The organism is Burkholderia pyrrocinia (assembly GCF_018417535.1).
In the GTDB taxonomy this organism is placed as follows: domain Bacteria; phylum Pseudomonadota; class Gammaproteobacteria; order Burkholderiales; family Burkholderiaceae; genus Burkholderia; species Burkholderia pyrrocinia_E.
In genome coordinates, this window is the sequence record NZ_CP070978.1 from 3,046,266 (window position 1) to 3,066,886 (window position 20,621).

21 protein-coding genes are annotated in these 20,621 nt (G+C 65.5%); 9 read left to right on the plus strand and 12 right to left on the minus strand.

The genetic code is table 11. The features are described from left to right. Positions 1-16 precede the first annotated feature (16 nt). The 6 genes from JYG32_RS31790 to JYG32_RS31815 all read left to right on the plus strand — a co-directional run bounded on the left by JYG32_RS31790 (position 17) and on the right by JYG32_RS31815 (position 6,242). Positions 17-748 (plus strand): hypothetical protein, encoded by a 732-nt coding sequence (locus JYG32_RS31790; RefSeq protein WP_213266249.1) that lies wholly within the window; start codon positions 17-19, stop codon positions 746-748. A gap of 48 nt (positions 749-796) precedes the next feature. Further along, positions 797-1,867, plus strand: a complete 1,071-nt coding sequence (locus JYG32_RS31795; protein ID WP_174380173.1) for an NAD(P)H-dependent flavin oxidoreductase — start codon at positions 797-799, stop codon at positions 1,865-1,867. An 81-nt stretch (positions 1,868-1,948) separates the two neighbouring features. Next, on the plus strand, positions 1,949-3,403 hold the full coding sequence (locus JYG32_RS31800) for a M20 family metallopeptidase (RefSeq protein WP_213266250.1): 1,455 nt from the start codon (positions 1,949-1,951) through the stop codon (positions 3,401-3,403). Between the two features lie 40 nt (positions 3,404-3,443). Beyond that, positions 3,444-4,553: a malate/lactate/ureidoglycolate dehydrogenase gene (locus tag JYG32_RS31805; RefSeq protein ID WP_213266251.1), complete on the plus strand. Its 1,110-nt coding sequence runs from the start codon at positions 3,444-3,446 to the stop codon at positions 4,551-4,553. Positions 4,554-4,569: 16 nt separating this feature from the next. Then, positions 4,570-5,193 (plus strand): TfoX/Sxy family protein, encoded by a 624-nt coding sequence (locus tag JYG32_RS31810; protein ID WP_213266252.1) that lies wholly within the window; start codon positions 4,570-4,572, stop codon positions 5,191-5,193. 470 nt (positions 5,194-5,663) lie between these two features. Continuing rightward, entirely contained in the window at positions 5,664-6,242 is a 579-nt protein-coding gene (locus tag JYG32_RS31815; RefSeq protein WP_213266253.1) for an NnrU family protein, read from the plus strand. Between the two features lie 133 nt (positions 6,243-6,375). On the opposite strand, the gene JYG32_RS31820 is transcribed toward JYG32_RS31815, so the two are convergent. Next, a complete protein-coding gene (locus JYG32_RS31820; protein ID WP_174380178.1) occupies positions 6,376-7,113 on the minus strand; it encodes a sulfite exporter TauE/SafE family protein in 738 nt (245 codons plus the stop codon). A 261-nt stretch (positions 7,114-7,374) separates the two neighbouring features. Between JYG32_RS31820 and JYG32_RS31825 the strand changes: the two genes are divergently transcribed. Next, positions 7,375-7,812, plus strand: a complete 438-nt coding sequence (locus tag JYG32_RS31825) for a glycine zipper domain-containing protein (RefSeq protein ID WP_213266254.1) — start codon at positions 7,375-7,377, stop codon at positions 7,810-7,812. A 72-nt stretch (positions 7,813-7,884) separates the two neighbouring features. Here the strand turns inward: JYG32_RS31825 and JYG32_RS31830 are convergent, their stop codons facing one another. Genes JYG32_RS31830 through codB form a run of 3 tightly spaced genes read right to left on the minus strand, consistent with a single transcriptional unit; the run spans position 7,885 to position 11,196 of the window. Continuing rightward, complete coding sequence (locus tag JYG32_RS31830) at positions 7,885-8,565, minus strand: TetR/AcrR family transcriptional regulator (RefSeq protein WP_349631816.1); 681 nt, start codon at positions 8,563-8,565, stop codon at positions 7,885-7,887. Positions 8,566-8,602: 37 nt separating this feature from the next. Next, positions 8,603-9,856, minus strand: coding sequence for a cytosine deaminase (gene codA, locus JYG32_RS31835; protein ID WP_213267522.1), 1,254 nt, complete (start codon positions 9,854-9,856; stop codon positions 8,603-8,605). Between the two features lie 44 nt (positions 9,857-9,900). Beyond that, positions 9,901-11,196: a cytosine permease gene (gene codB / locus JYG32_RS31840; protein ID WP_433960868.1), complete on the minus strand. Its 1,296-nt coding sequence runs from the start codon at positions 11,194-11,196 to the stop codon at positions 9,901-9,903. A 664-nt stretch (positions 11,197-11,860) separates the two neighbouring features. Here codB and JYG32_RS31845 point away from each other — a divergent pair. Continuing rightward, complete coding sequence (locus JYG32_RS31845; protein WP_213266255.1) at positions 11,861-12,034, plus strand: hypothetical protein; 174 nt, start codon at positions 11,861-11,863, stop codon at positions 12,032-12,034. Here the strand turns inward: JYG32_RS31845 and JYG32_RS31850 are convergent. From JYG32_RS31850 to JYG32_RS31885, 8 genes are all read right to left on the minus strand, one after another. Continuing rightward, entirely contained in the window at positions 12,008-13,231 is a 1,224-nt protein-coding gene (locus JYG32_RS31850) for a Bcr/CflA family efflux MFS transporter (RefSeq protein WP_213266256.1), read from the minus strand. The two genes, JYG32_RS31845 and JYG32_RS31850, sit on opposite strands and share 27 nt — an antisense overlap. A gap of 245 nt (positions 13,232-13,476) precedes the next feature. Further along, positions 13,477-14,901: an MFS transporter gene (locus tag JYG32_RS31855; RefSeq protein ID WP_213266257.1), complete on the minus strand. Its 1,425-nt coding sequence runs from the start codon at positions 14,899-14,901 to the stop codon at positions 13,477-13,479. A 156-nt stretch (positions 14,902-15,057) separates the two neighbouring features. Further along, positions 15,058-15,501 (minus strand): type II 3-dehydroquinate dehydratase, encoded by a 444-nt coding sequence (gene aroQ / locus JYG32_RS31860; protein ID WP_213266258.1) that lies wholly within the window; start codon positions 15,499-15,501, stop codon positions 15,058-15,060. Positions 15,502-15,520: 19 nt separating this feature from the next. Further along, a complete protein-coding gene (aroE, locus tag JYG32_RS31865; protein ID WP_213266259.1) occupies positions 15,521-16,354 on the minus strand; it encodes a shikimate dehydrogenase in 834 nt (277 codons plus the stop codon). Then, positions 16,351-17,574: a CaiB/BaiF CoA transferase family protein gene (locus JYG32_RS31870; protein ID WP_213266260.1), complete on the minus strand. Its 1,224-nt coding sequence runs from the start codon at positions 17,572-17,574 to the stop codon at positions 16,351-16,353. Before JYG32_RS31870 ends, aroE begins: the two co-directional genes overlap by 4 nt. Beyond that, positions 17,574-18,032: a MaoC family dehydratase gene (locus JYG32_RS31875; protein WP_213266261.1), complete on the minus strand. Its 459-nt coding sequence runs from the start codon at positions 18,030-18,032 to the stop codon at positions 17,574-17,576. The genes JYG32_RS31870 and JYG32_RS31875 overlap by 1 nt, the downstream gene beginning before the upstream one ends. Before the next feature lie 2 nt (positions 18,033-18,034). Further along, positions 18,035-18,427 carry a VOC family protein gene (locus JYG32_RS31880; RefSeq protein ID WP_213266262.1) on the minus strand — a complete coding sequence of 131 codons (393 nt, stop codon included), beginning with the start codon at positions 18,425-18,427 and terminating at the stop codon, positions 18,035-18,037. Then, positions 18,424-19,374: a ketopantoate reductase family protein gene (locus JYG32_RS31885; protein ID WP_213266263.1), complete on the minus strand. Its 951-nt coding sequence runs from the start codon at positions 19,372-19,374 to the stop codon at positions 18,424-18,426. The genes JYG32_RS31880 and JYG32_RS31885 overlap by 4 nt, the downstream gene beginning before the upstream one ends. A 150-nt stretch (positions 19,375-19,524) precedes the next feature. Between JYG32_RS31885 and JYG32_RS31890 the strand changes: the two genes are divergently transcribed. After that, on the plus strand, positions 19,525-20,445 hold the full coding sequence (locus JYG32_RS31890; RefSeq protein WP_213266264.1) for a LysR family transcriptional regulator: 921 nt from the start codon (positions 19,525-19,527) through the stop codon (positions 20,443-20,445). The last annotated feature ends 176 nt before the right edge of the window (positions 20,446-20,621 follow it).

Here is a 20,621-nt window from a genome sequence, read left to right on the forward strand (position 1 = left end):
GAAAAGGAAAACCATCATGGGCTTGCTGGGAAAGCTGTTCGGAAAGAAACCGCGCGACGAAGCGTCGTCGGCATCTCGGGTGCCTTCGACCGGCGATCAGGATGCGCAGGACGAGCAGAACGGCCCCGACATCGCGCCCGAACTCGCGCCCGCGCTGGCGGCCTACCAGGCCGGCCGGCACGAGGCCGCGATCGCGGGCGCCGCGCCATACGCCGAGCGTCTCGCCGATGCGGCGCGGCTATGCGCGCTCGCGTATTCGGCGATGCATCGGTATGCCGAAGCATTTCCGCACTGGCTCGCGCTGTTCGAACGGGAGCCGAGCGCGCACAACGCGGTGCAGCTCGCGACGACGTCGGTGATGTGCGGTGAGGTCAAGCGCGGCGAAGCGTGGATGCAGAAGGCCGCCGAGATCAATCATGAAACGCGCGAGCAGTCGGATGTCGCCGCACGCGTGAACTTCATCTCCTCGCTGATGCAAAGCGGCCATCTTCACGAGGCGCTGCCGCATATCGCGTGGATGCGCGACGTGTACGGCCAGGTGCGCATCACCGATTCGACGTTCCTCTACATGCGCGGCATTCCGTTTTTTTCGTCGTTCCTGGAGAAGAGCCTGGAGATCCTGAAGGCTACGCAGCCGGCCGATGCGATCGCGCCGTGGTACGGTGCGCTCGACGGCAAGCTCGACGAAGCGGGCGAAGCGCAGCTTGCCGCGTGGGTCGGCCAGTTGCCGGGACAACCGGCCGCCTGAACGGCCACCGGCGCGTGCGATGACCGCTCATTCCGAAAAAGGACTCCGATGACGACACTGCCTTCCCGTTTGCCGCTGATCCAGGCCCCGATGGTCGGTTCGCTGAGCCCGCTCGCGATCGCGGTTTGCGAAGCCGGCGGGCTCGGTTCGCTTGCGTGCGCGGCGCTCGGCCCGCAGCAACTGCGCGACGAGATCGCGGCGATCCGGGCGCGCACGCCCGCGCCGTTCAACGTGAACTTCTTCTGCCACACGCCGCCGGCGCCCGACGCCGAGGTCGACGCGCGCTGGCGCGCGGCGCTCGCCGGCTACTACGCGCAAGCCGGGCTCGATCCGGCCGACGTGAAGGGCGGCCCCGGCCGCGCGCCGTTCGACGATGCGATGTGCGCGGTCGTCGAGGAGTTGCGGCCGGCCGTCGTGAGCTTCCATTTCGGGCTGCCGGACGACGCGCTGCTCGATCGCGTGCGACGCGCGGGCGCGCTGGTTGTTTCGTCCGCAACGACCGTCGAGGAAGCGCGCTGGCTCGATGCGCGCGGCGTCGACGCGATCGTCGCGCAGGGCGCGGAGGCCGGCGGCCATCGCGGGATGTTCCTGACCGACGACATCCACGCGCAACCGGGCCTGTTCGCGTTGCTGCCGCAGATCGTCGATGCGGTGCGCGCGCCGGTGATCGCGGCTGGCGCGATCGCCGACGGGCGCGGCATTGCAGCGGCGTTCGCGCTCGGCGCGCGTGCGGTGCAGATCGGCACCGGCTACCTGCTGACGCCGCAGGCCGGCCGCTCCGCGCAGCATCGCGCGGCGGTGCGCGCCGCGCGCGACGACGGCACGCGCATGACCAACCTGTACACGGGCCGCCCCGCGCGCGGGCTGCTGACGCGCTTCATGCGCGAGCAGGGGCCGATGAGCGCGCTGGCGCCCGCGTTCCCGCTCGCGACGGCCGCGGTCGATCCGCTGCGCGGCGCGTTCGAGCGGCAGGGCCGCGACGATTTCTCGCTGCTGTGGTCGGGCGAGGCCGCGGCGCTCGCGCGCGAAGAGGATGCGGGCGAACTGACGCGCCGCCTGTGGGACGACGCGCTGGCGTGCGCGGCGGGGCTGCGCGACGCGTTCCCGCAGGCTGTCTGAACGGCCGAGGAAGGGGGCGCCGACGCGGGAGCATCGGCGTATGATCTGGGTTTTCGTCAGCCCGATCCAGGCACCCCCACCATGACCTCCGTCGACACTACCCCCGTCCTCGACCATGACAAGCTCGTTACCTTCATCGAGCGCAAGTGGAACGATGAAATCCTCCACGCGCTGACCGACTACATCGCGATCCCCGCGAAGAGCCCCGCGTTCGATCCCGACTGGGCGACGCGCGGCTATCTCGAGCGCGTCGTCACCGATGCCGCGCAGTGGGCCGAACGCCAGCCCGTGAAAGGCCTGAAGCTCGAGATCGTGCGTCTGCCGGGCCGCACGCCGGTGATCTTCTTCGAGTCGCCGGCCACGCGCGCCGGCAGCACCGACACGATCCTGCTGTACGGCCACCTCGACAAGCAGCCCGAATTCGACGGCTGGCGCGCGGACCTCGGCCCGTGGACGCCGAAGTTCGAGAACGGCAAGCTGTACGGCCGCGGCGGCGCGGACGACGGCTATGCGATCTACGCGAGCCTCGCGGCGCTCGGCGCGCTCGACGAGCAGGGCATCGAGCGGCCGCGCTGCGTCGGCCTGATCGAAACCTGCGAGGAATCGGGCAGCTACGACCTGCTGCCGTACGTCGACGCGCTGCGCGACCGGCTTGGCCAGGTGTCGCTCGTCGTGTGTCTCGATTCGGGCGCCGGCAACTACGACCAGATGTGGCTCACCACGTCGCTGCGCGGGCTCGTGTCCGGCGACCTGCAGGTCGAGGTGCTGGAAGAAGGCATCCACTCGGGCGTCTACGGCGGCATCGCGCCGTCGAGCTTCCGCGTGATGCGCCAGTTGTTCGAGCGTCTCGAAGACGCGAAGAACGGCAACCTGCTGCCGGGCGTGTTCCACTGCGAGATTCCGTCGAGCCGCGTGCGCGAAGCCGACGCGGCTGCCGCGATCCTCGGCGATGCGGTGTGGAAGGGGTTGCCGTGGGCGTGCGGCGCGGACGGCAAGCCCGTGCTGCCGACCACGACCGATCCACGCGAGGCGCTGCTGAATTCGACGTGGCGCCCGTCGCTGTCGGTGACGGGCGCGGCCGGCATGCCGGCGCTCGCCGATGCGGGCAACGTGCTGCGTCCGCGCACCGCGTTCAAGCTGTCGCTGCGCCTGCCGCCGCTCGTCGATGCCGCGCAGGCCGTGCAGCAACTGAAGGAACTGCTCGAACTCGATCCGCCGTACAACGCGAAGGTCACGTTCAAGCCGGACGCGGGCGCCGCGACCGGCTGGGCGGCGCCCGATCTCGCGCCGTGGCTCGCATCGTCGCTCGACGCCGCGTCGCGCCGCCACTTCGGCGCGGACTGCGCGTACATGGGCCTCGGCGGCACGATCCCGCTGATGAACGTGCTGCAGGAAGGCTTCCCGTCCGCGCAGTTCATGGTGTGCGGCGTGCTCGGGCCGAAGTCGAACGCGCACGGCCCGAACGAGTTCCTGCACGTGCCGTACGCGAAGAAGCTGACTGCCGCGGTCGCGGACGTAATCGCGTCCGCGCGCTGATCGCCGCGACTGCCCAACCCGACCTGACGGAACCTTGCCGATGCCCGTACTGCCGACGCCCGACACCGAACCGTTGCGCATGCGCGCCGAACCGCTGCATGCATTCGTCGCGGCACTCTGGGAGCGGGCCGGCAGCAGCGAGCGCGAGGCGCGGCTCGTCGCCGATCACCTGGTCGGCGCGAATCTCGCGGGCCACGATTCGCACGGGATCGGGATGATCCCGAACTACGTTGCTTCGTGGCGGGAAGGGCAGTTGCAGTTGAACGGGCACGCGTCGATCGTTCGCGACGGCGGCGCGGTGCTGACGCTCGACGGCGGGCGCGGCTTCGGCCAGGTGATCGCGTTCGAGGCGATGGTCGAAGGGATCGAGCGCGCGCGGCGCATGGGCATCTGCGCGATCGGGCTGCGCGACGTGCATCACCTTGGCCGCATCGGGCACTGGGCCGAGCAGTGTGCGCGCTCGGGGCTCGTGTCGTTCCATTTCGTCAACGTGCCGGGCGACCTGCTGGTCGCGCCGCTGCACGGTACCGATCCGCGCTTCGGCACGAACCCGTTCTGCGCCGCGTATCCGCGTGCGGGCCGGCCGCCGCTGCTGCTCGATTTCGCGACGAGCGCGATCGCGTACGGCAAGACCCGCGTCGCATACAACCAGGGCAAGCGCGTGCCGGCCGGGTCGTTGATCGACCATCGCGGCCAGCCGACCGACGATCCGGCCGTGATGCACGAGCAGCCGTTCGGCGCGCTGCTGCCGTTCGGGCTGCACAAGGGGTATGCGCTGGCGGCGATGTGCGAGATCTTCGGCGGTGCGCTCGTCGGCGGGCATACGACGTACGGCGATACGCTGCAGAAGACGAGCGCGATCGTCAACGGGATGCTGTCGGTGCTGATCGATCCGAAAGCGTTCGACGCGGCCGATGCCGAGCGCGAAGCCGATGCGTTCGTCGCGTGGGCGAAGGCGTCGCCGCAAGCCGGCGACGCGCCGGTGCAGGTGCCCGGCGAGCCGGAGGAAACGAGCCGCGCCGCGCGCGGCGCCGGCGGCATTCCGGTCGACCGCGCGACGTGGCGGCAGATTCGCGACAGCGCGGCGGCCGTCGGCTTCGACGACGCGGCGCTCGATGCGTGGACGCAGCGCTGTATCGGCGCCGCTTGACCGACAAGGGCGGCCGATGAGCTGGCAGGCGGACAAGGCGCACGGCGAGGAGATCGCGTACCAGATCGCGAGCCTCGGCCATCTCGAAGTCACGCGGTTCTTCAGCGGCGCCGCGATGCGGCTCGACGGCGTGATGTTCGGCTTCCTGGCGCGCGGGTCGCTGTTCCTGCGTGTCGACGACGTGAACCGCCCGGCGTTCGTCGCGGCGGGGATGGGGCCGTTCTCGTATTCGGGGCGCACGCGTACCGTCGCGCTCGAGGGCTACTACGAGACGCCGGCCGACGTGCTCGAGGATGCAGGCGCGCTGTTCGACTGGTGTCGCGGTGCGTATCGTGCGGCGCTGCTGGCGGGGCCGCCGAAGCGCAAGGCGAGGGCGGCGCCGAAGACGGCATCCGGGACGGCGTCGAAGCCCGCGCCGAAACCGGCATCGAAGGCGGCGCCAAAACCCGCGTCGAAGCCTGCGCCGAAACCCGCGTCGAAGCCTGCGCCGAAACCCGCGCCAAAACCCGCGTCGAAGCCTGCGCCGAAACCGACGGCGGGGCAAAAATCGAAGCCGGCATCGAAACGGACTGCAAAGCCATCTCCCGAAACGGCACCCAAATTGGCTTCGAAATCGTCATCGACACGTAAGAAAGCCTAGTGTCGATCGCGCGAAGCAACGGCTTCGCGATTTCCGTTCTCCTTTCTTTCCGACTACTCGGTCGCCGGGCGATTCGCGCGACGCGCAGCGGCCGCCGTACGCTCGCGCGGATCATCGACGCATGGTTGGGGCAAGCCTGAGCCAGTCAATCTGGTTGACCGGCGATGGGCGTGCTTGCCGGCACCGGCCATGTCGCTCCCACGCCACGGCGTTGAATACCGAGGCCGCAGGGGCATCGGCGGCGAACGTGAGGGTAGCGGGGTAGCCGCAGATCGGACACGCAAAAGCGCAACGCTTGCCGCACCGCACATTCCGGATGCTTCACAACCGCGGCCCCGGCGTTTATGATCGGCGCGGATCGTGCCCGTGCCTGGCGCGGCCGGTGCCGGCCTCGCCGCCGGCTCCGCGAACGGCGCATCGTACGCCGCGCGCAACGCTTCCACACTCATCATTCCAGACGGAGACAGCCGATGCTCGTCCTGATTCTCGGTTTAGCGATCTTCCTCGGTGTGCACTCGATCCGGATCGTCGCCGACGGTTGGCGCTCCGCGATGATCGCGCGAATCGGCGAGAAAGGCTGGAAGGCCGGCTATGCGATCGCGTCGATCGTCGGCTTCGTGCTGATTGTTCTAGGTTACGGAATCGCGCGCGAAGGCGCGGCGCTGCTGTGGGTGTCGCCCGTCGGCGTGCGCCACCTCACCGGCATGCTGACCGCGGTCGCGTTCGTGCTGATCGCCGCGGCCTACGTGCCCGCGAACCGCATCAAGGCGCTCGTCGGGCATCCGATGCTGGCCGGCGTGATGGTCTGGGCGGTTGCGCACCTGCTCATGAACGGCACGGTGCACGCGGTCGTGCTGTTCGGCGCGTTCTTCGTGTGGTCGCTCGTCGATTTCGTCGTGTCGCGTACGCGCGATCGCCGCGACGGCGTCCGCTATCCGGCCGGCAAGCTGTCGGGCGACGCGGTTGCGATCGTGGTCGGGCTCGTCGTGTGGGGCGTCTTCGCGGGGTTCCTGCATGGCCCGCTGATCGGCGTGCGGCCGTTTGGTTGAACGCCCGCGCCGGCCCAGACCGGCAGCCACGGCAGGAAATTGTCGAGGACCGCAGCGAGCAGGATCGCTTTGTGCCGGGCCGCTGGCGTTGAATCGGAATGACTGCCGCGGTGGCGGCAACGATGTGCGTGCATCAGATCGGCTTGACGAACAACCCGACGGTCAGCACCGCGCCGATGCAGACGATCCCGATCCGCAGCACGCGTTCGTTTACGCGCTGCAGCGCCCACGTGCCGAGCAGCCCGCCGACGATCGCGCCGCCGCCGAGCGCGAGCGCGGCGCCCCAGTGCAGGTGCGGCGACGTCAGGAACAGCACGACGGCCGACGCGTTCATCACGCCGGCAAGCGCGTTCTTCGTCGACATCGCGTGACGCGGCGACAGGCCGGCCATCGTCAGCGTGGCCATCATCAGGAAGCCGAGCCCGCCGCCGAAGTAGCCGCCGTAGATCGCGATCATGAACTGCGAGATCGCGGCGGGCACGGCGCCGAGGTGCGCCGTGCCTTCGCCCGGCTTGCGGAAAAAGCTGCCCCACGCGAATACGATCGTCGCAAACAGCACGAGCCACGGTACGAGGCGCGAGAAGATCGACGACGGCGTCTTCAGCAACAGCAGCCCGCCGAGCGCGCCGCCGACGACGCTGATCGCGAACAGCGCGCGAAACGACAGCTTGCCCGCGCCGCGCACCATGTGTCGGCTCGCCCAGCCGGTCGTGACCTGCGCGGGAAACAGCGCGACCGTCGACGTGATGTTCGCCGCGAGCGGCGACATGCCCGACACGATCAGCGCCGGCAGCGTGATGAACGAGCCGCCGCCCGCGAGGGTGTTCTGCAGGCCGGCCCAGAGGCCGGCGAGGATGACGAGGGCGAGCATCGGCGCGGGAGCGGGGAGGTGGCAGGGCTCGCCTGCCGGAAGCGGGCAGGCGCGGCGGACGCACGATGGTAATGCAGGATCGCGGGCGCGGGAAGGCGGTGCGGCGCGTGCGTGCATGGCCGTGGCGTGTGCCGGACATGGGTTCGCAAAAGGCCGGCTCCGGCCAGGAAAACGCCCGATTTAACGCTTCATTACGATGGGCTTTCCGGAAAGGTGCTAAATTCGCCCATCGATATCTCATAAAGCGGAAAGGGCAGACAGATGCTGAAGAAATTGGCCGGGATGGCAGTGGTGGTCGGTGCGACGGCGGTGGCATCGCTGCCTGCCGTGGCAAGCGACACGAGCAACGCACTGGGCGGCGCGCTGGGTGGCGTCGCCGGCGCGGCGGTCGGCAACGCGGTTGGCGGAAGCACGGGTGCCATCATCGGTGGTGCTGTGGGCGGTGGCGCGGGCGGTGCGGTGACGTCGAACAAACACGAACGCACGGGCGCTGTCGTCGGCGGCGCGCTGGGCGGCGGCGCAGGCGCCGCTGCGGGCAACGCGATGGGCGGCACGACCGGCAGCCTCGTCGGTGCCGCTGTGGGCGGCGGCGCGGGTGCGGCGCTCGGCGGCCACGTGTCGCGCAACAACTCGCGTTCCAACGATCATTACCGCGGCAACAAGCACAAGAACAAGAAGCGCTACAAGCAGAACGACTGACCGGCGGTTCCCCGGCGCGTGTTGATGGCGCCGGGATACCGTGCATGAATGGCGACGGAGGCGGTCAAGCGGTCAATCCGTCTTTCCGTCTCCGACGATCAGCGCGTTGAGCACCAGATCCGAGATGGTGCGGTAAGCCGCGTCGAAATCGTCGCTTCCCAGCGCGCGCTTGCCGAGCACCAGCAGCATCTGCGGGGCGAAATCGGCATACGCCTGCGTGGCTGCCCAGATCAGGAAGAACAGGTGCTCCGCATCGACCTGCCTGACCTTGCCTGCCTCGATCCAGCGTTCGAGGACCCGGATGTCGTCGCGCAACACCGGAATCAGTTGTTTGCGAATTTCCTTTCCGTAGGTCTTGGCCCCGCCGATGATCTCCAGCGCAAAAACCCGCGATCCATGCGGGCGATTTCTGGAGAATTCGAGTTTGGCCCGGATATAGGCCGACATGGCTTCCGCGGGCTCGCGATCGGGCGCCGCAAACTCCCGCATCCTGCCGAGCCAGTCCCGCAATACGTCGTCCAGCACGCGTTGGTAGAGCGCCAGCTTCGTGGGGAAGTAGTACATCAGGTTCTGCTTCGACAAGCCGGCGGCCGCCGCGATTGTCGCAACGGAACTCCCCTCGAATCCGTAAGTGGAAAACGATGCTTCGGCAGCGGCGAGAATGGCTGCCTCGAGATTGTCGCGCAGCGCTTCGCGCCGGCCGTGAGGCCGGACGGGCGTTCCCGCGGTCGGCTCGGCCGGGTTCATCGCCATGCTTCTTCCAGCATGTCGGACCAGCGTCATCGCCCGCTCAACGCGTGCCCGCTTCAGGATAGGTGATGCGTTCAGGCGCGCGCTGCATGATGACCTTCCCGGCGCGCAGCGACAATTGCACCTTGGCCTGTTTGCGAACCACTTCATAGTCGCAATCCGCATCGAGGATCAGCAGATTGGCCGGCCGCCCGACGGCGATGCCATAACGATCGCCCAGGGACATCGCATGTGCGCTGTGCTCCGTCACGAAGTCGAGGCATCGCTGCAGGTCTTCATAGCCGAGCATGTGGCACACGTGCAGGCCGACGTCGAGGATGCGCAGGATGTTTCCGTTGCCGATGGGATACCACGGATCCTTGATCGAATCCTGTCCGAAGCACACGTTGATGCCGGCGCGATCGAGTTCCGCCACACGCGTAATGCCGCGCCGTTTCGGGAAAGTGTCGAAACGCCCCTGCAGGTGGATGCTTTCGGTCGGACACGAAACAAAATGGATTTCCGACCGCTTCAGCAAGCGGAACAGCTTCGAACAGTAGGCGTTGTCGTAGGAACCCATCGCGGTCGTGTGGCTGGCGGTGACGCGCGTGCCCATCCCGCGAACCCGCGCTTCCTCGGCGAGCACTTCCAGGAAGCGTGAATGCGGATCGTCGGTTTCGTCGCAATGGACATCGACGAGGCAGCCCTTGCGTTCCGCGAGCTCCATCAGGAACTTGATGGAGCTCACGCCCTGGTCGCGCGTGTTCTCGAAATGCGGGATGCCGCCGACGACGTCGGCGCCCATTTCGATCGCGCGCTCCATCAGCGCCCGTCCGTTCTCGAACGACTCGATGCCCTCCTGAGGGAAGGCGACGATCTGCAGGTCGATGAGATCGCGCGCTTCGTCCCTGACCTCGAGCATCGCCTTCAATGCGGCAAGCGAGTGATCGGTGACGTCCACATGCGTGCGCACGTGCTGGATGCCGTTGTCGCGCAACATCCCGATCGTGGTGTGGGCGCGGGCTTTCGTATCGTCATGCGTAATGGTGGCCTTGCGCTGGCCCCACCGCTCGATGCCTTCGAACAGCGTGCCGCTCATGTTCCATTCGGGTTCGCCCGCGGTCAGCGTCGCATCCAGGTGGATATGCGGTTCGACCAGCGGCGGGATGACGAGATTGCTGCCTGCATCGATGACGTCGCCACCTTGTGGCGTCAGCGGCGACGGCTGGAGGTCGATGCCGCGAATCATGTCCGCGTCGATGTCTATCGTGAAGAGGCCGCTACGGCCGCGCAATCTGGCGTTGATGATTTTCATGAGCATTCCTGTGGTTCGGGGGAGCGGGAGGGCGCGCAGCGGAATCATTCACCCTGGACGGACGGTTCGCGCGAGAACGCGCGGGCAACCTGCAGCAGCACGATGTAGGCTGCGGCGGACGCCGCAATGCCGACGATCGGCGCGATCCACGGCGATGTATAGGCGAGTCCGGCGCCGATTGCATACGCGGCCAGACCGACCAGATTGAAGCGCGGAAGGCGGGCGGTGGCAAGCGACGGGTATTGCCCGCGATGGCGGTACCAGTAGTCCGCCATGATCACGCCGCCGACGGGAGGAATGATCGAGCCGAGCAGCACCAGGAACGGAATCAGCAACTCGTACATCCCGCCGACCGCGAGCACGATGCCGATCGCCGCGCCCACGAGTACGAGCGTGCGGCGCCGTTCGGTGCGCAGCAGATGGCATCCGGCGGCCGCCACGTTGTACATCGTCGGCCCCTGGATGGTCCAGAGATTGACGCACAGCATCACGACCGCTGCGATCGACAGGCCCTGCAGCATCATCACCTCGACGATGTCGGCTTGCTGATAGACGATCGCGCAGTACGCGCCCGCGATGATCATCAGGCCGTTGCCCGCGAAGAATCCGATCATGCTGGCCGAGACGGCGCTGCGCGCGCTGCGTGCGAGGCGCGTCCAGTTGGTTGCCTGGGTGGCGCCGCTGGCAAAGGTGCCGATGACCATGGTCACGGCCGCCGAGAACTGCATCGGATGAGACGGCGCGATGTGCGTGAGGCCGGCCCATCCGCCGATATCGCGGGTGGCGATCCACATCGATGTCATCAGGAGAACGAACATCAACGGCACGGAGACGCGCGACAGCACATCCATGCCGCGATAGCCGATGATGGCCGTGATGGAGAATCCGAAGCCGAACAGGATCATCAACGGCGTGGTAACGGAGGCCGGCCAACCCAGCAGCTTGACCAATACGATCGCCACCGTCGCGGTTCCCCATGCGTACCAGCCGAGTTCGGCGAAGCCGAGCAGGAAATCGGACAGCTTGCTGCCGACTTCCCCGAAGCAGAATCGCCCCATCAGCACCGCATTCAGGCCGCTGCGGGCGGCAATCAGCGCAAGCGACGCCGCATAGGCGGCGAGCAACAGGTTTCCGATCACAGCGATCTGGATCATGCTGACGACGTCGAAGGCGACACCGATCTTGCCGCCGGCAAACATCGTTCCCGTGAAGAACGTGAAACTCAACAACACCATCGTGATGGACAGGAATCCGGTGCGTTTCCCGAGCGGGACTTCGCTCAGCGGGAATTCTCCGTGATCCGATTCGTCCATCGGGCTTGCATCCCGGTTCGTGGGCATCTTGTCTCCCGTCAGCGATTGGGTTGGGTCTGAGAGGGGTTACGGGGGCCGTGCTTGGATGGGTGACGCGCTGTTTCAGCGCGTTATTTTCTCAGTTCAAAATTTTTACTAGGGTAAAAACTTGGGCCGGGCGGATGGCGGGGGAAATCACCGGATTTGTGCAGCGCACCCGTGAGGCGTCACGTGTATCGGCCGATCCGTCGATACGGTTCATCGGAGTCCGGGCGGACGAAAACAGCGGAAACACGACTGTTGCCGCGCCAAGTCCATGCCGAAACGACACGGGATTGTCGGGGGCCGGGAACGAGCAGGCACAAGCGGCAGGTGTTTTGTCCGGTTCGCTGCCGGCAGCGGTGCGAGGAATCGCTAAAGATGGCCCGCCAGAGTCCGATGAACTAGAGTTGCTGCATTCCGGGCTGGGGCTAGAGGCCGACGCGACAGATTCTTGGGAGTTGTCCCTGGTATGGGGCAGGTAAATTTACTTCCGAAATAATGGAACTAAAGTTTCGCCAATGTCGCCGAGTGAACTAAAGTTGCGCGATTCCAGCGTTTCGTGCGTCCGAAAGTGGGCTAGACGACGGATGATGCCGATGGCGTATGCCATTTGCGTTCTTCAAAAGCTACAATTCCGGGCCGCTCCATGTCACGACATCCGTTCACCGGAATGACCACCGCGTCCGTCGTCGCGTGGCTCGGCACGCCATCGGCTCATGCCGGCTGGTTCAGCTGCGATGAAAAACGGCTGACCATCGATGCCGATCGTTACGTCGAGGACCAGTCACCCGCGAGGCGGTTGGCCGATCCAGGGCAGCTATTCGGCATCGGCGGAGATCACTGAGGCGACTACAGCCGGTTGCGTCGAATCGTCGAGCTTTGGCAGCCAGACGAAGGCGATCGTCACAAGCGTAACGCCAACGACAAGCATCGGCACCACCATCGGCCAAGCGCCTAATTGATGGTGCGGGTCGACGAAGGTTGCCGCCGTTTGGCCAACGCAGAAAGCGAACAACATCATGATGAAGCCTGACCATGACACGGCACGACCTGCAAGGTGCGGCAGACCGCTCACTGCGCCTGCCTGTCCGCAAGGTTGGTGGATCCCGTGGCCGAGACAATACACCCCGTGTCCCAATAGCAGAGGCCACGCACTCCAGGGAAGCAGCAAGCAGCCGAGCGCCTGGATCACGGCGCCAGAGAGGCTCAGCGTCGCGCCTTGCCGCACGGTGCGAAGCATGCTCTGGCGGTTTAGCAGTCGTCGGCATCCATACGTGCTCGCAACGTAGACCAAGGTGCCGCAGGCGGGTATCCAGCCGTATAGCGGAGGCGATATGCCGAGATATCCGATGTAGATCGCCGGCGAGAGCAACAGAAAGCAGAACATGCCGGTATAGGTCGAGGCGGCCACGAGTGCCCACACCCTGAATGTCGCGCTGGAGAAGATTTCACGTACGTCGCCGGCTGGTCGCTGGCCCGCATCTCCCTGCTGACGGGATTCTTCAAAACCGCGCCAGCACATCGCAAGCAGCACGGAAGCATACAGGCTCATGCCCGCAAGGACCCACCGCCAACCTGCGTGTTGGGTAACATATGCGCCCAGGATCGGCGCGACACACGCCATCATCCCCATCCCCGTGAATCCGCGCGCCATCACATGTGGCCCATCGTCGACCGGATATCGATCGCGCACCGTCGCACGCGCGCATACCAGGATCGCGGCCATCGCAAAACCCTGAAACGCGCGTGTCACAGTCAACATCGCAGCGGTCGCAGCGAGCGCGGCACCCAGCGCAGCGACCGCGTAAAGTGCGAGGCCAGTCAACAGCACCGGCCGACGGCCGAAGCGATCGGACAGACTGCCCATCGGCAACTGTCCAATGCCGAATGCCAACGCAAAAACCGTGAGGCTGATGCTGGCCGAGCCCAGGGTTGCGGCGATTTCGGGCAGCGCCGGCAGGTAACTGTCAGTCGCTACCGGCTGCGCCGCAAGCAAAAGCGGTAGCAACAGTGCAAAGTCAATGGGAGCGCGGCGGATCATTTGAGCAGTTCCGGGAAAGAACCTTTCCTGAATGGATTTGCGGTAGCTATGCCGCCAGCGCAATAGGGCGCAGGTACGTCGAGGCTGACCATTGCGGTCGCAATTGTTTTCCGGATGGTTCCGGGCATGGATACGACGTCAGGCAGAATGATACCTGTCCGATCGGACAAGTTTCATGCGTACGCGCCTGTGACGATGAACGGCGCCGACAGCGACGGCGCCGAAGCAGTTCGACACAACCGCGACTAGCCTTGAAGGGACCTTGATCCTCGCTCATCCGACGTGCTGTCCGGTTGAATTGCCTGTGCACGCAGGCGATCGTATTCGGCCTTGTCGACCGGCTGCGCATTCGGCTGTCCCAGATCGTTCATGTGAATGCGATAGGTTTCTCGAGCGCTCAACGCGGCAATCGATGCAATCACGGTGGCGCCGAACGTGATTGCACCCACGATCAACCAGACATTGGCAGCCCCGGGCGGAGCCACAGCCGTAAAGAGCGCCGGGAGCATCGCGGTGGCAGCGGTGCCGAGGTTCTGCGCGATTGCCATGGCCGAGACACGGGTGCGGGTCGGGAAAAGTTCGGGGTAGAAACTCGGGAACACCGCGTTGTAGCCCTGATAGACAACGCCCCACATCAGCAGCGACATCGCGAAAGCTAGCGGTACGCTCTTGATGCTGATCGCATAGAGGTAGGCGAACGCGAGCAGGCCCGACAGCAGCGCACCGAAAATGATGGGCGGTTTGCGGCCGATCTTGTCCGACAGGTTGCCGACGTACGGAATCACCAGCACCGCGACGACGTTGCCCACCACCGGAATCCAGAGGTAGACGTCCTTTGCGAAGCCGATGCCGTAGGCCGGCTGCACCGCGTAGGCCGCGCCGAAGATGGTGGCCACCACCGGAATCACGTTCATCAGCGCCATGCATACCACACGCAGCATGTCCGTCCAGCTGTACTTGAAAGCGTCGATTACCGGTGAACGAGGGCGGGACTGCTGCCGGATTTCCGCTGTGAAGGCTGGCGTCTCGTCCACCTTGCGGCGGATGATCCAGGCCGCGATGATGACCACGAAGCTGAGCAGGAACGGAATGCGCCAGCCCCAGCTGTTGAATTGCTCGGCCGGCAAGTAGTGTGCGAGTGGCAGGAACACGGCAGCCGCCAGTACCTGACCGGCCTGCACGCCCTGCAGCGTGAAACTCGCGAAAAAGCCGCGGCGTCCGAAGGGCGCGTGCTCCAGGATCATGGAACTGGCGCCCGAGATCTCGCCGGCCACCGCAAAGCCCTGTGCCAGGCGCAGGATCACCAGCAGTACCGGCGCCAGCAGCCCGGCCTGCTCATAGGTCGGCAGCAGGCCCACCGCGATGGTCGAGAAGCCCATCAGGAACATGCACCAGAGCAGCACGGTCTTCCGCCCATGCGTGTCGCCGAGATGACCGAGCACGAAGGCGCCGATCGGCCGCGATACATAACCCACGCCGTAGGTGGCCAGTGACGCGATGATGGCGGTAGTCGCATTGCCCTTCGGGAAGAAGATCTGCGGAAAGATCAACGCCGATGCGGTGGCGTAGATGAAAAAATCGTAGTACTCGAGCACCGACCCGATCCAGCCGCTGGCGGCGGCCTTCTTCGACTGATGCTTGCCTCGAGGCTCCTGTGATGTGGCTTCCATGCTTGTCTCCATATATTGATATCGAGGGCAGATGGCAACGCGCCTGCGAGGAACCGGCTCCTGCCCGAAGCTTCAGTTCCTTTTCGCACGACTGGTGCAACCGTCGCGGCCCAGCCTATGTTGGCCTTCGGCAGATCTGCTCTTGTGCAGCGTCACTCACGCTCGATCGATCGCCGAGGCGGCCGCCCGCAGGGCCAGCAGATAGCTATGAACACCGAAGCCGCATATCTGCCCGCTGACGATGTCGGCGAAAACGGAGTGATGCCGGAACGGTTCCCTGGCATGTATGTTGGACATGTGCACTTCGACGATGGGGCATGTGAGGATGGCCAGCGCATCACGGATGCCGTAGCTGTAGTGGGTCCAGGCGCCGGCATTGATCAGCACGGCGTCCTGACGCTCTTCGAATGCGCGATGAATACGCTCGCACATCAATGTTTCGCTGTTCGTCTGGAACGATTCCACCTGCGCGCCCAGCTCTGTCGCGAGCCCTTGCAATTGCGCGTCGATCTCCGCCAGCGTGATGGTCCCGTACTGCGCCGGATCGCGTTTGCCGAACATGTTGTGATTGATGCCGTGCAGCATGAGGATCTTTTTCATCGGGGTCTCCATCGCACATTCAGTCAAAAGGCACCGCAAGCCGATCGATCACCGAGCTGGTCTCGGGACGTACGCCACGCCACCAGGCGAACGCTTCGGCTGCCTGCTCGACCAACATGCCGACACCATCCGCGATCCCGTGCACTCCCGCATTTTTTGCGAGTCGGAGAAAAGGCGTCAGACGCTTGCCGTAGGCGAGCTCGTAGGCCGTGCCGTCCGGACTGAACACGCTCGGCGGAACAGGCGGCAGGTCACCGGTCAGACTGGCCGACGTTGCATTGACCACCAAGTCGAAACGTCCCATCCGAGCCAGGTTCGCGTAGCTGCTGGCAACGACCGGACCGCGTCCGGCGACCTGCGCGGCCAGTGCGCGCGCCTTGTCGACGTCGCGATTCGCGATGACCATCTCGGCCGGTACGGCGTCGAGGAAAGGCAGCAGTGCACCGCGGGCTGCGCCGCCCGCGCCGAGCAGCAGCACGCGTTTGCCGGCCATCGGGAGGCCGAGGTTGACTTCGATGTCGCGGACCAGCCCGATACCGTCGAAGTTGTCGGCCAGGATGCGGCCGCCTTCGAACTTGAGCGCATTAGCCGCTCCCGCCAGTTCCGCGCGCTCGCTTCGTTCGTCCGACATCGCGAAAGCGTCGAGCTTGAACGGGGCAGTGATGTTGATGCCCTTGCCGCCGCTCGCGGCGAATGCCCGAACCACGCCGGCAAAGGCGCCGTCCAGCTCGACCGGTCCCTCGATGGCCGCATAGCTGATGTCCTGCCGCGTTGCTTGCGCGAAGAGGCCGTGAATCAGCGGAGATTTCGTGTGTCCGATCGGATTGCCGATCACTGCGTACTGGTCGGTCATCGCTGGCTCGCTTTTGAATAGAGGACGCCGTCGGCCTGCATCGCGTCGATTTCGGCCGGATCGAATCCGAGCGAATGCGCGACTTCGGCGTTGTGCTGCCCGAGATCGGGTGCGGTATCGCGAATCGTCGTATCGCAATCGGAGAACCGGAACGGCAGGTTAGGCAGGCGCAGCGTCCCATAGCGCGGATGCTGCTGCTCGACGACCATGCCTCTTGCCTGGATCTGCGGATCGGCCAGCACCTCGTCGATGCGCTGCACCTTCGCGCAGGGAACGTCGATGTGATCCAGCAGTTCGAGTACCGACGCGACGGAACGGGCGGCCACCCACGGCTCGACCACCGAAAGAATCTCCGAGCGGTGCGCGTTGCGCCCGACACTGTCGTGAAATCGTGTGTCGGCACCGAAGCCCGGCGGGCCGCCTTGTGCTTCGATCAGCATAGCGAAGCGTTTCCACGCGTCGTCGACTTGAGCGGCGATCACGAGATCGCCGTCCGCGGCACGGAACACGCCATAGAGCGTCGAGGTCGGCATGTCGTGCCCGGTCTGCTCGGGCAGCACGCCTTGCAGCGTATAGCACTGCACCGCGTATTCGTGCATCGACACCAGCGTGTCGTACAGCGCCATGTCGATGTGCTGCCCGCGATTGCTCTTCACGCGCCCCAGCAGCGCGGCATTGATGGCCGCCACCGCATGAATGCCGGTGTACATGTCGCCCAGCGAGATGCGTAGCAGCGGTGGCCGCTCGCCCGGCGTGCCGACCATCTGCATGATGCCGCTCTTGGCCTCGGCGATCAGCCCGAAACCGGCACGATGCGCGTCCGGTCCGGTGTGGCCGTACGCCGAAATCGAGCAGTAGACGAGGCCCGGATTGCGCGCCGACAGTTCGGCATAACCCAGCCCGAGTTTGTCCAGCGCGCCCGGTCGGTAATTCTCGATGAACACGTCCGCCGAGTCGCACAGTCGCTGCATGAATGCCTTGCCGCGTGCGTCCTTCATGTTGACGCTCACGCCGCGCTTGCCCATGTTGAGCTGCAGGAAATAACCGCTTTGCTGATCGTCGAGCACGGTCGCGTGCTGGCGTCCGGCGTCACCGGTGCCGGGACGCTCGACCTTGATCACTTCCGCGCCGAGTGCCGCGAGGCACCGCCCGACATAGGGGCCGGCGAGGAAATGACTGTAGTCGACGACGCGAATGCCTTCGAGTGGACGGGCTTGCATCAGATCGCTCCCGGACGGCGCGGCACCATCAGGCGGTGTTCGCCGCGTTGAACGACCTGGCCGTCCTGATTGACCAGCTCCGACGGCAGCACGACGATGCCCCAGCCCGGGCGGCTCTTGCTCGCCCGCATCGCGCCGACGCGGAACGTCACGTGCAGCACGTCGTTGACCTTGATGGGCAGCACGAAATCCCACGTCCAGCCGAGCGACATACCCGGCAGAAAGCGGTAATCGCTCTGTGTCTTCAGGCCGTCGGCGATGGACAGGCCGAATAGCCCGTGCGCGACGAGGCAGCCGAAGTGGCTGGCATTCGCGTAGTCCTCGTCCACGTGGACGGGCGTATGGTCGCCGGTGAGAGTGGCGTAGGCGAGAATGCGCTCCTTCGTCACCGTATAGTTCGGACTCACGCATTCGTCGCCCTCACGGGCGTCGTCCCAGTATTTCTCGACGATCGTCATGGTCACGCCTCCGCGCGCGGGTTGATTGCCAGTGCCTGCGCGACGCATGAAGCCGGGCTGGCCTGGATCAGTTCGACGGCGAGCCCGTCGGGCAAGCGAAGCCAGTTGCGTCCCTGCGGCATCTCCGTTACGCCGAATCGTTGTGCCGCGGCCAGCGCGGCCTCCAGGTCTTCGCACATCACGCCGAGATGGGCGAGCCGGCCTTCCGGGCCGTCATGTTCCGGCGCGTGGATGAACTGCAGGCCGCCGAGCGTCCAATACTGCCGGGGCGCGTCGAGCGTTCCGTCCACTTCGCGCAGGCTCATGCCGAGGACTTCCTCGAAGAAGCGGATGTGCCAGCGGATGTCCTTCACCCAGATCGCAACGTGTTCCAGATAGGCTTTCGGGGCATTCATGCGTCGACCTCCTCGCGTTGACGATCGGCCATCGCGCGCTCGAGCCCCTTGATGCAGGCGACGAGCGTCGCATTGACCGGGGTCGGCACGCCGTAGCGCTGCCCCCACCGAACGACTGAACCATTGATGAAGTCGATCTCGGTGATCGAGCCCTTCTCCAGGCTTTGCAGCATCGAGGTCTTGAAGGTCGCGGGCAGCCCCTCGGCGGCGAGCGTCCATGCCTGTTCGGGATCGGTCATCGACAGCTTCACGCCGGCTGCCTGCGCCGCCGCGATCGCCTCGGCCACGGCCGCGAGCGACGTTGCCTTCAGCAGCGGCTCATCGTAGAGCTGCCCATAGGTCAGACCGGTAACGCCGGTCAGCGCGCCCGTCGCGACGTTCACCAGCAGCTTGTCCCACATGGTGCCGACAATGTTGTCGCTGATCGTCGTGGCAAGGCCGGCGGTATTGAACGCGTCGGCGATCGCCTGTACACGCGGCGTGATGCGGCCGTCGAGCTCACCGATATAGGTGTACTTGCCGACCACGCCGGACTCGATATGACCCGCGCCGCGCAGTACGCCGCCGACATAGGTCTTGCCGGCGAGCACGCGCTCGCGGCCGACGACGTCGGCCAGCAGGTCCTCGTGACCGAGACCGTTCTGCAGCGACAGCACGTGCGTATCCGGCCCCACCAGCGCTTGCGCGCCGCGCATGGCCGTCTCGGTATGGAACGACTTGACCAGCACGACCACCAGATCGGCTGCACCGACTTCGGCCGCCTGCGTCGTCGCATGGACGCGCACTTGCCGGGAGCCGCCAGTGTCGTCGACCCGCAGGCCGTCGCGGCGCATCGCTTCGACGTGTGCGGGAGAGCGGTCGATCAGCCAGGTCTCGTGACCGCCTTCGGTGAGGGTGGCACCGATCGCGCAGCCCAGTGCGCCGGCGCCCAGAACCGCAATCTTCATTGTTTTCTCCTGTCGACCAGAGTTAACGCCATGTCGGCCGGAGCTAGTGCTTCAGCACTTACTTCGGTCCCGTGCAAAGCTGACGAATGGCTGCACGATAGGATTCGGCGCTCACGCTGGCAATGCAATGACTACAATGACATCATTGCCATGGACAATAATGCGATGACGTCGACCGACCTTCCCGACCTGAAGCTGCTCCAGCTCTTCGATCTTCTGTACGACGTGCGAAGTGTCACGCGCGTGGCCGAGCAGCTCGGTCAGAGCCAGCCGACGGTCAGCATCTGGCTCGGGCACTTGCGGGAATACCTGCACGATCCATTGTTCATTCGAACGCCGGGCGGAATGGCGCCGACGCCGCAGGCCGATGCGCTCATCGGGCCGTGCAGGGAAATCCTCGAGTCGCTGAGACGGTTCACCGCATGGGAGATCGCATTCGATCCCGCCACGGCGCAGCGGCGATTTCGCATCTGCATGACCGACGCGAGCCACGTCACACTGCTTCCTCAGCTGCTGGCGCATGTCCACGCGGCGGCGCCCGGCATCCGGCTGGAAGCCGCGCGGATCGACGGCAACACGGAACGCGCGCTCGAATCCGGCGAGGCCGATCTCGCGATAGGCTATGTCCCGTGGCTCGGCGGCAGCATTTATCAGCAGCAGTTGTACGAGCAGGACTGGGTGTGCCTTGCCAACCGTCGCCACCCCAGGATCCGTACCCGACTCGGGGTGAAGCAATATTGTGCGGAGGGACACGTGGTCATCACGGCGGGCACCGGCGCGCAACTCCTCGAGCAGGCGCTGATGCGGGAACGCATCGACCGTCAGGTCGTGCTGGAGTTGCCGGGATTCTTGGGGCTGGGTGCCATCATCCAGAGCACCGATCTGATCACGACGCTGCCACGTCACATCGGCGAGACGTTGGCTCGGGCCAATGACCTGGTGGTTCACTCATGCCCGATCCCGGTGGAAGGCTTTGCAGTCCGGCAGCACTGGCACGGCCGGTATCACCACGAAGCGGGGAATCGCTGGCTGCGTAGCGTGGTGATTCAGTTATTTGGCGGTTCGCGCTGACGCAATGCGAGCGTCGGTTGACTCGGGAGATGTCTCGAGCGCTCTACATTGAGTCCGACGATTCTCCGCGATGGGATGCCCGCTTGATGGGCCGGCCAGGGTGAATGACTCCAAAAGTTGCGCCACTTCTGCAAATTGTAAGATTGTGCCGGAGATGGCCAAAAAGGGAGCAACTT

Excerpts from the sequence above, each read along its gene's own strand:
- codB (WP_433960868.1), bottom strand. The coding sequence starts at position 11,196 with ATGCCCACGAACCGGGATGCAAGCCCGATGGACGAATCGGATCACGGA.
- JYG32_RS31885 (WP_213266263.1), bottom strand. The coding sequence starts at position 19,374 with ATGAAGATTGCGGTTCTGGGCGCCGGCGCACTGGGCTGCGCGATCGGT.
- aroE (WP_213266259.1), bottom strand. The coding sequence starts at position 16,354 with ATGACCGACCAGTACGCAGTGATCGGCAATCCGATCGGACACACGAAA.
- JYG32_RS31880 (WP_213266262.1), bottom strand. The coding sequence starts at position 18,427 with ATGAATGCCCCGAAAGCCTATCTGGAACACGTTGCGATCTGGGTGAAG.
- JYG32_RS31810 (WP_213266252.1), top strand. The coding sequence starts at position 4,570 with ATGAGCTGGCAGGCGGACAAGGCGCACGGCGAGGAGATCGCGTACCAG.
- JYG32_RS31795 (WP_174380173.1), top strand. The coding sequence starts at position 797 with ATGACGACACTGCCTTCCCGTTTGCCGCTGATCCAGGCCCCGATGGTC.
- JYG32_RS31850 (WP_213266256.1), bottom strand. The coding sequence starts at position 13,231 with ATGATCCGCCGCGCTCCCATTGACTTTGCACTGTTGCTACCGCTTTTG.
- JYG32_RS31790 (WP_213266249.1), top strand. The coding sequence starts at position 17 with ATGGGCTTGCTGGGAAAGCTGTTCGGAAAGAAACCGCGCGACGAAGCG.
- JYG32_RS31845 (WP_213266255.1), top strand. The coding sequence starts at position 11,861 with ATGACCACCGCGTCCGTCGTCGCGTGGCTCGGCACGCCATCGGCTCAT.
- JYG32_RS31825 (WP_213266254.1), top strand. The coding sequence starts at position 7,375 with ATGCTGAAGAAATTGGCCGGGATGGCAGTGGTGGTCGGTGCGACGGCG.
- JYG32_RS31870 (WP_213266260.1), bottom strand. The coding sequence starts at position 17,574 with ATGCAAGCCCGTCCACTCGAAGGCATTCGCGTCGTCGACTACAGTCAT.
- JYG32_RS31805 (WP_213266251.1), top strand. The coding sequence starts at position 3,444 with ATGCCCGTACTGCCGACGCCCGACACCGAACCGTTGCGCATGCGCGCC.
- JYG32_RS31815 (WP_213266253.1), top strand. The coding sequence starts at position 5,664 with ATGCTCGTCCTGATTCTCGGTTTAGCGATCTTCCTCGGTGTGCACTCG.
- JYG32_RS31820 (WP_174380178.1), bottom strand. The coding sequence starts at position 7,113 with ATGCTCGCCCTCGTCATCCTCGCCGGCCTCTGGGCCGGCCTGCAGAAC.
- JYG32_RS31875 (WP_213266261.1), bottom strand. The coding sequence starts at position 18,032 with ATGACGATCGTCGAGAAATACTGGGACGACGCCCGTGAGGGCGACGAA.
- JYG32_RS31800 (WP_213266250.1), top strand. The coding sequence starts at position 1,949 with ATGACCTCCGTCGACACTACCCCCGTCCTCGACCATGACAAGCTCGTT.
- JYG32_RS31855 (WP_213266257.1), bottom strand. The coding sequence starts at position 14,901 with ATGGAAGCCACATCACAGGAGCCTCGAGGCAAGCATCAGTCGAAGAAG.
- JYG32_RS31890 (WP_213266264.1), top strand. The coding sequence starts at position 19,525 with ATGGACAATAATGCGATGACGTCGACCGACCTTCCCGACCTGAAGCTG.
- JYG32_RS31830 (WP_349631816.1), bottom strand. The coding sequence starts at position 8,565 with ATGGCGATGAACCCGGCCGAGCCGACCGCGGGAACGCCCGTCCGGCCT.
- codA (WP_213267522.1), bottom strand. The coding sequence starts at position 9,856 with ATGAAAATCATCAACGCCAGATTGCGCGGCCGTAGCGGCCTCTTCACG.
- aroQ (WP_213266258.1), bottom strand. The coding sequence starts at position 15,501 with ATGAAAAAGATCCTCATGCTGCACGGCATCAATCACAACATGTTCGGC.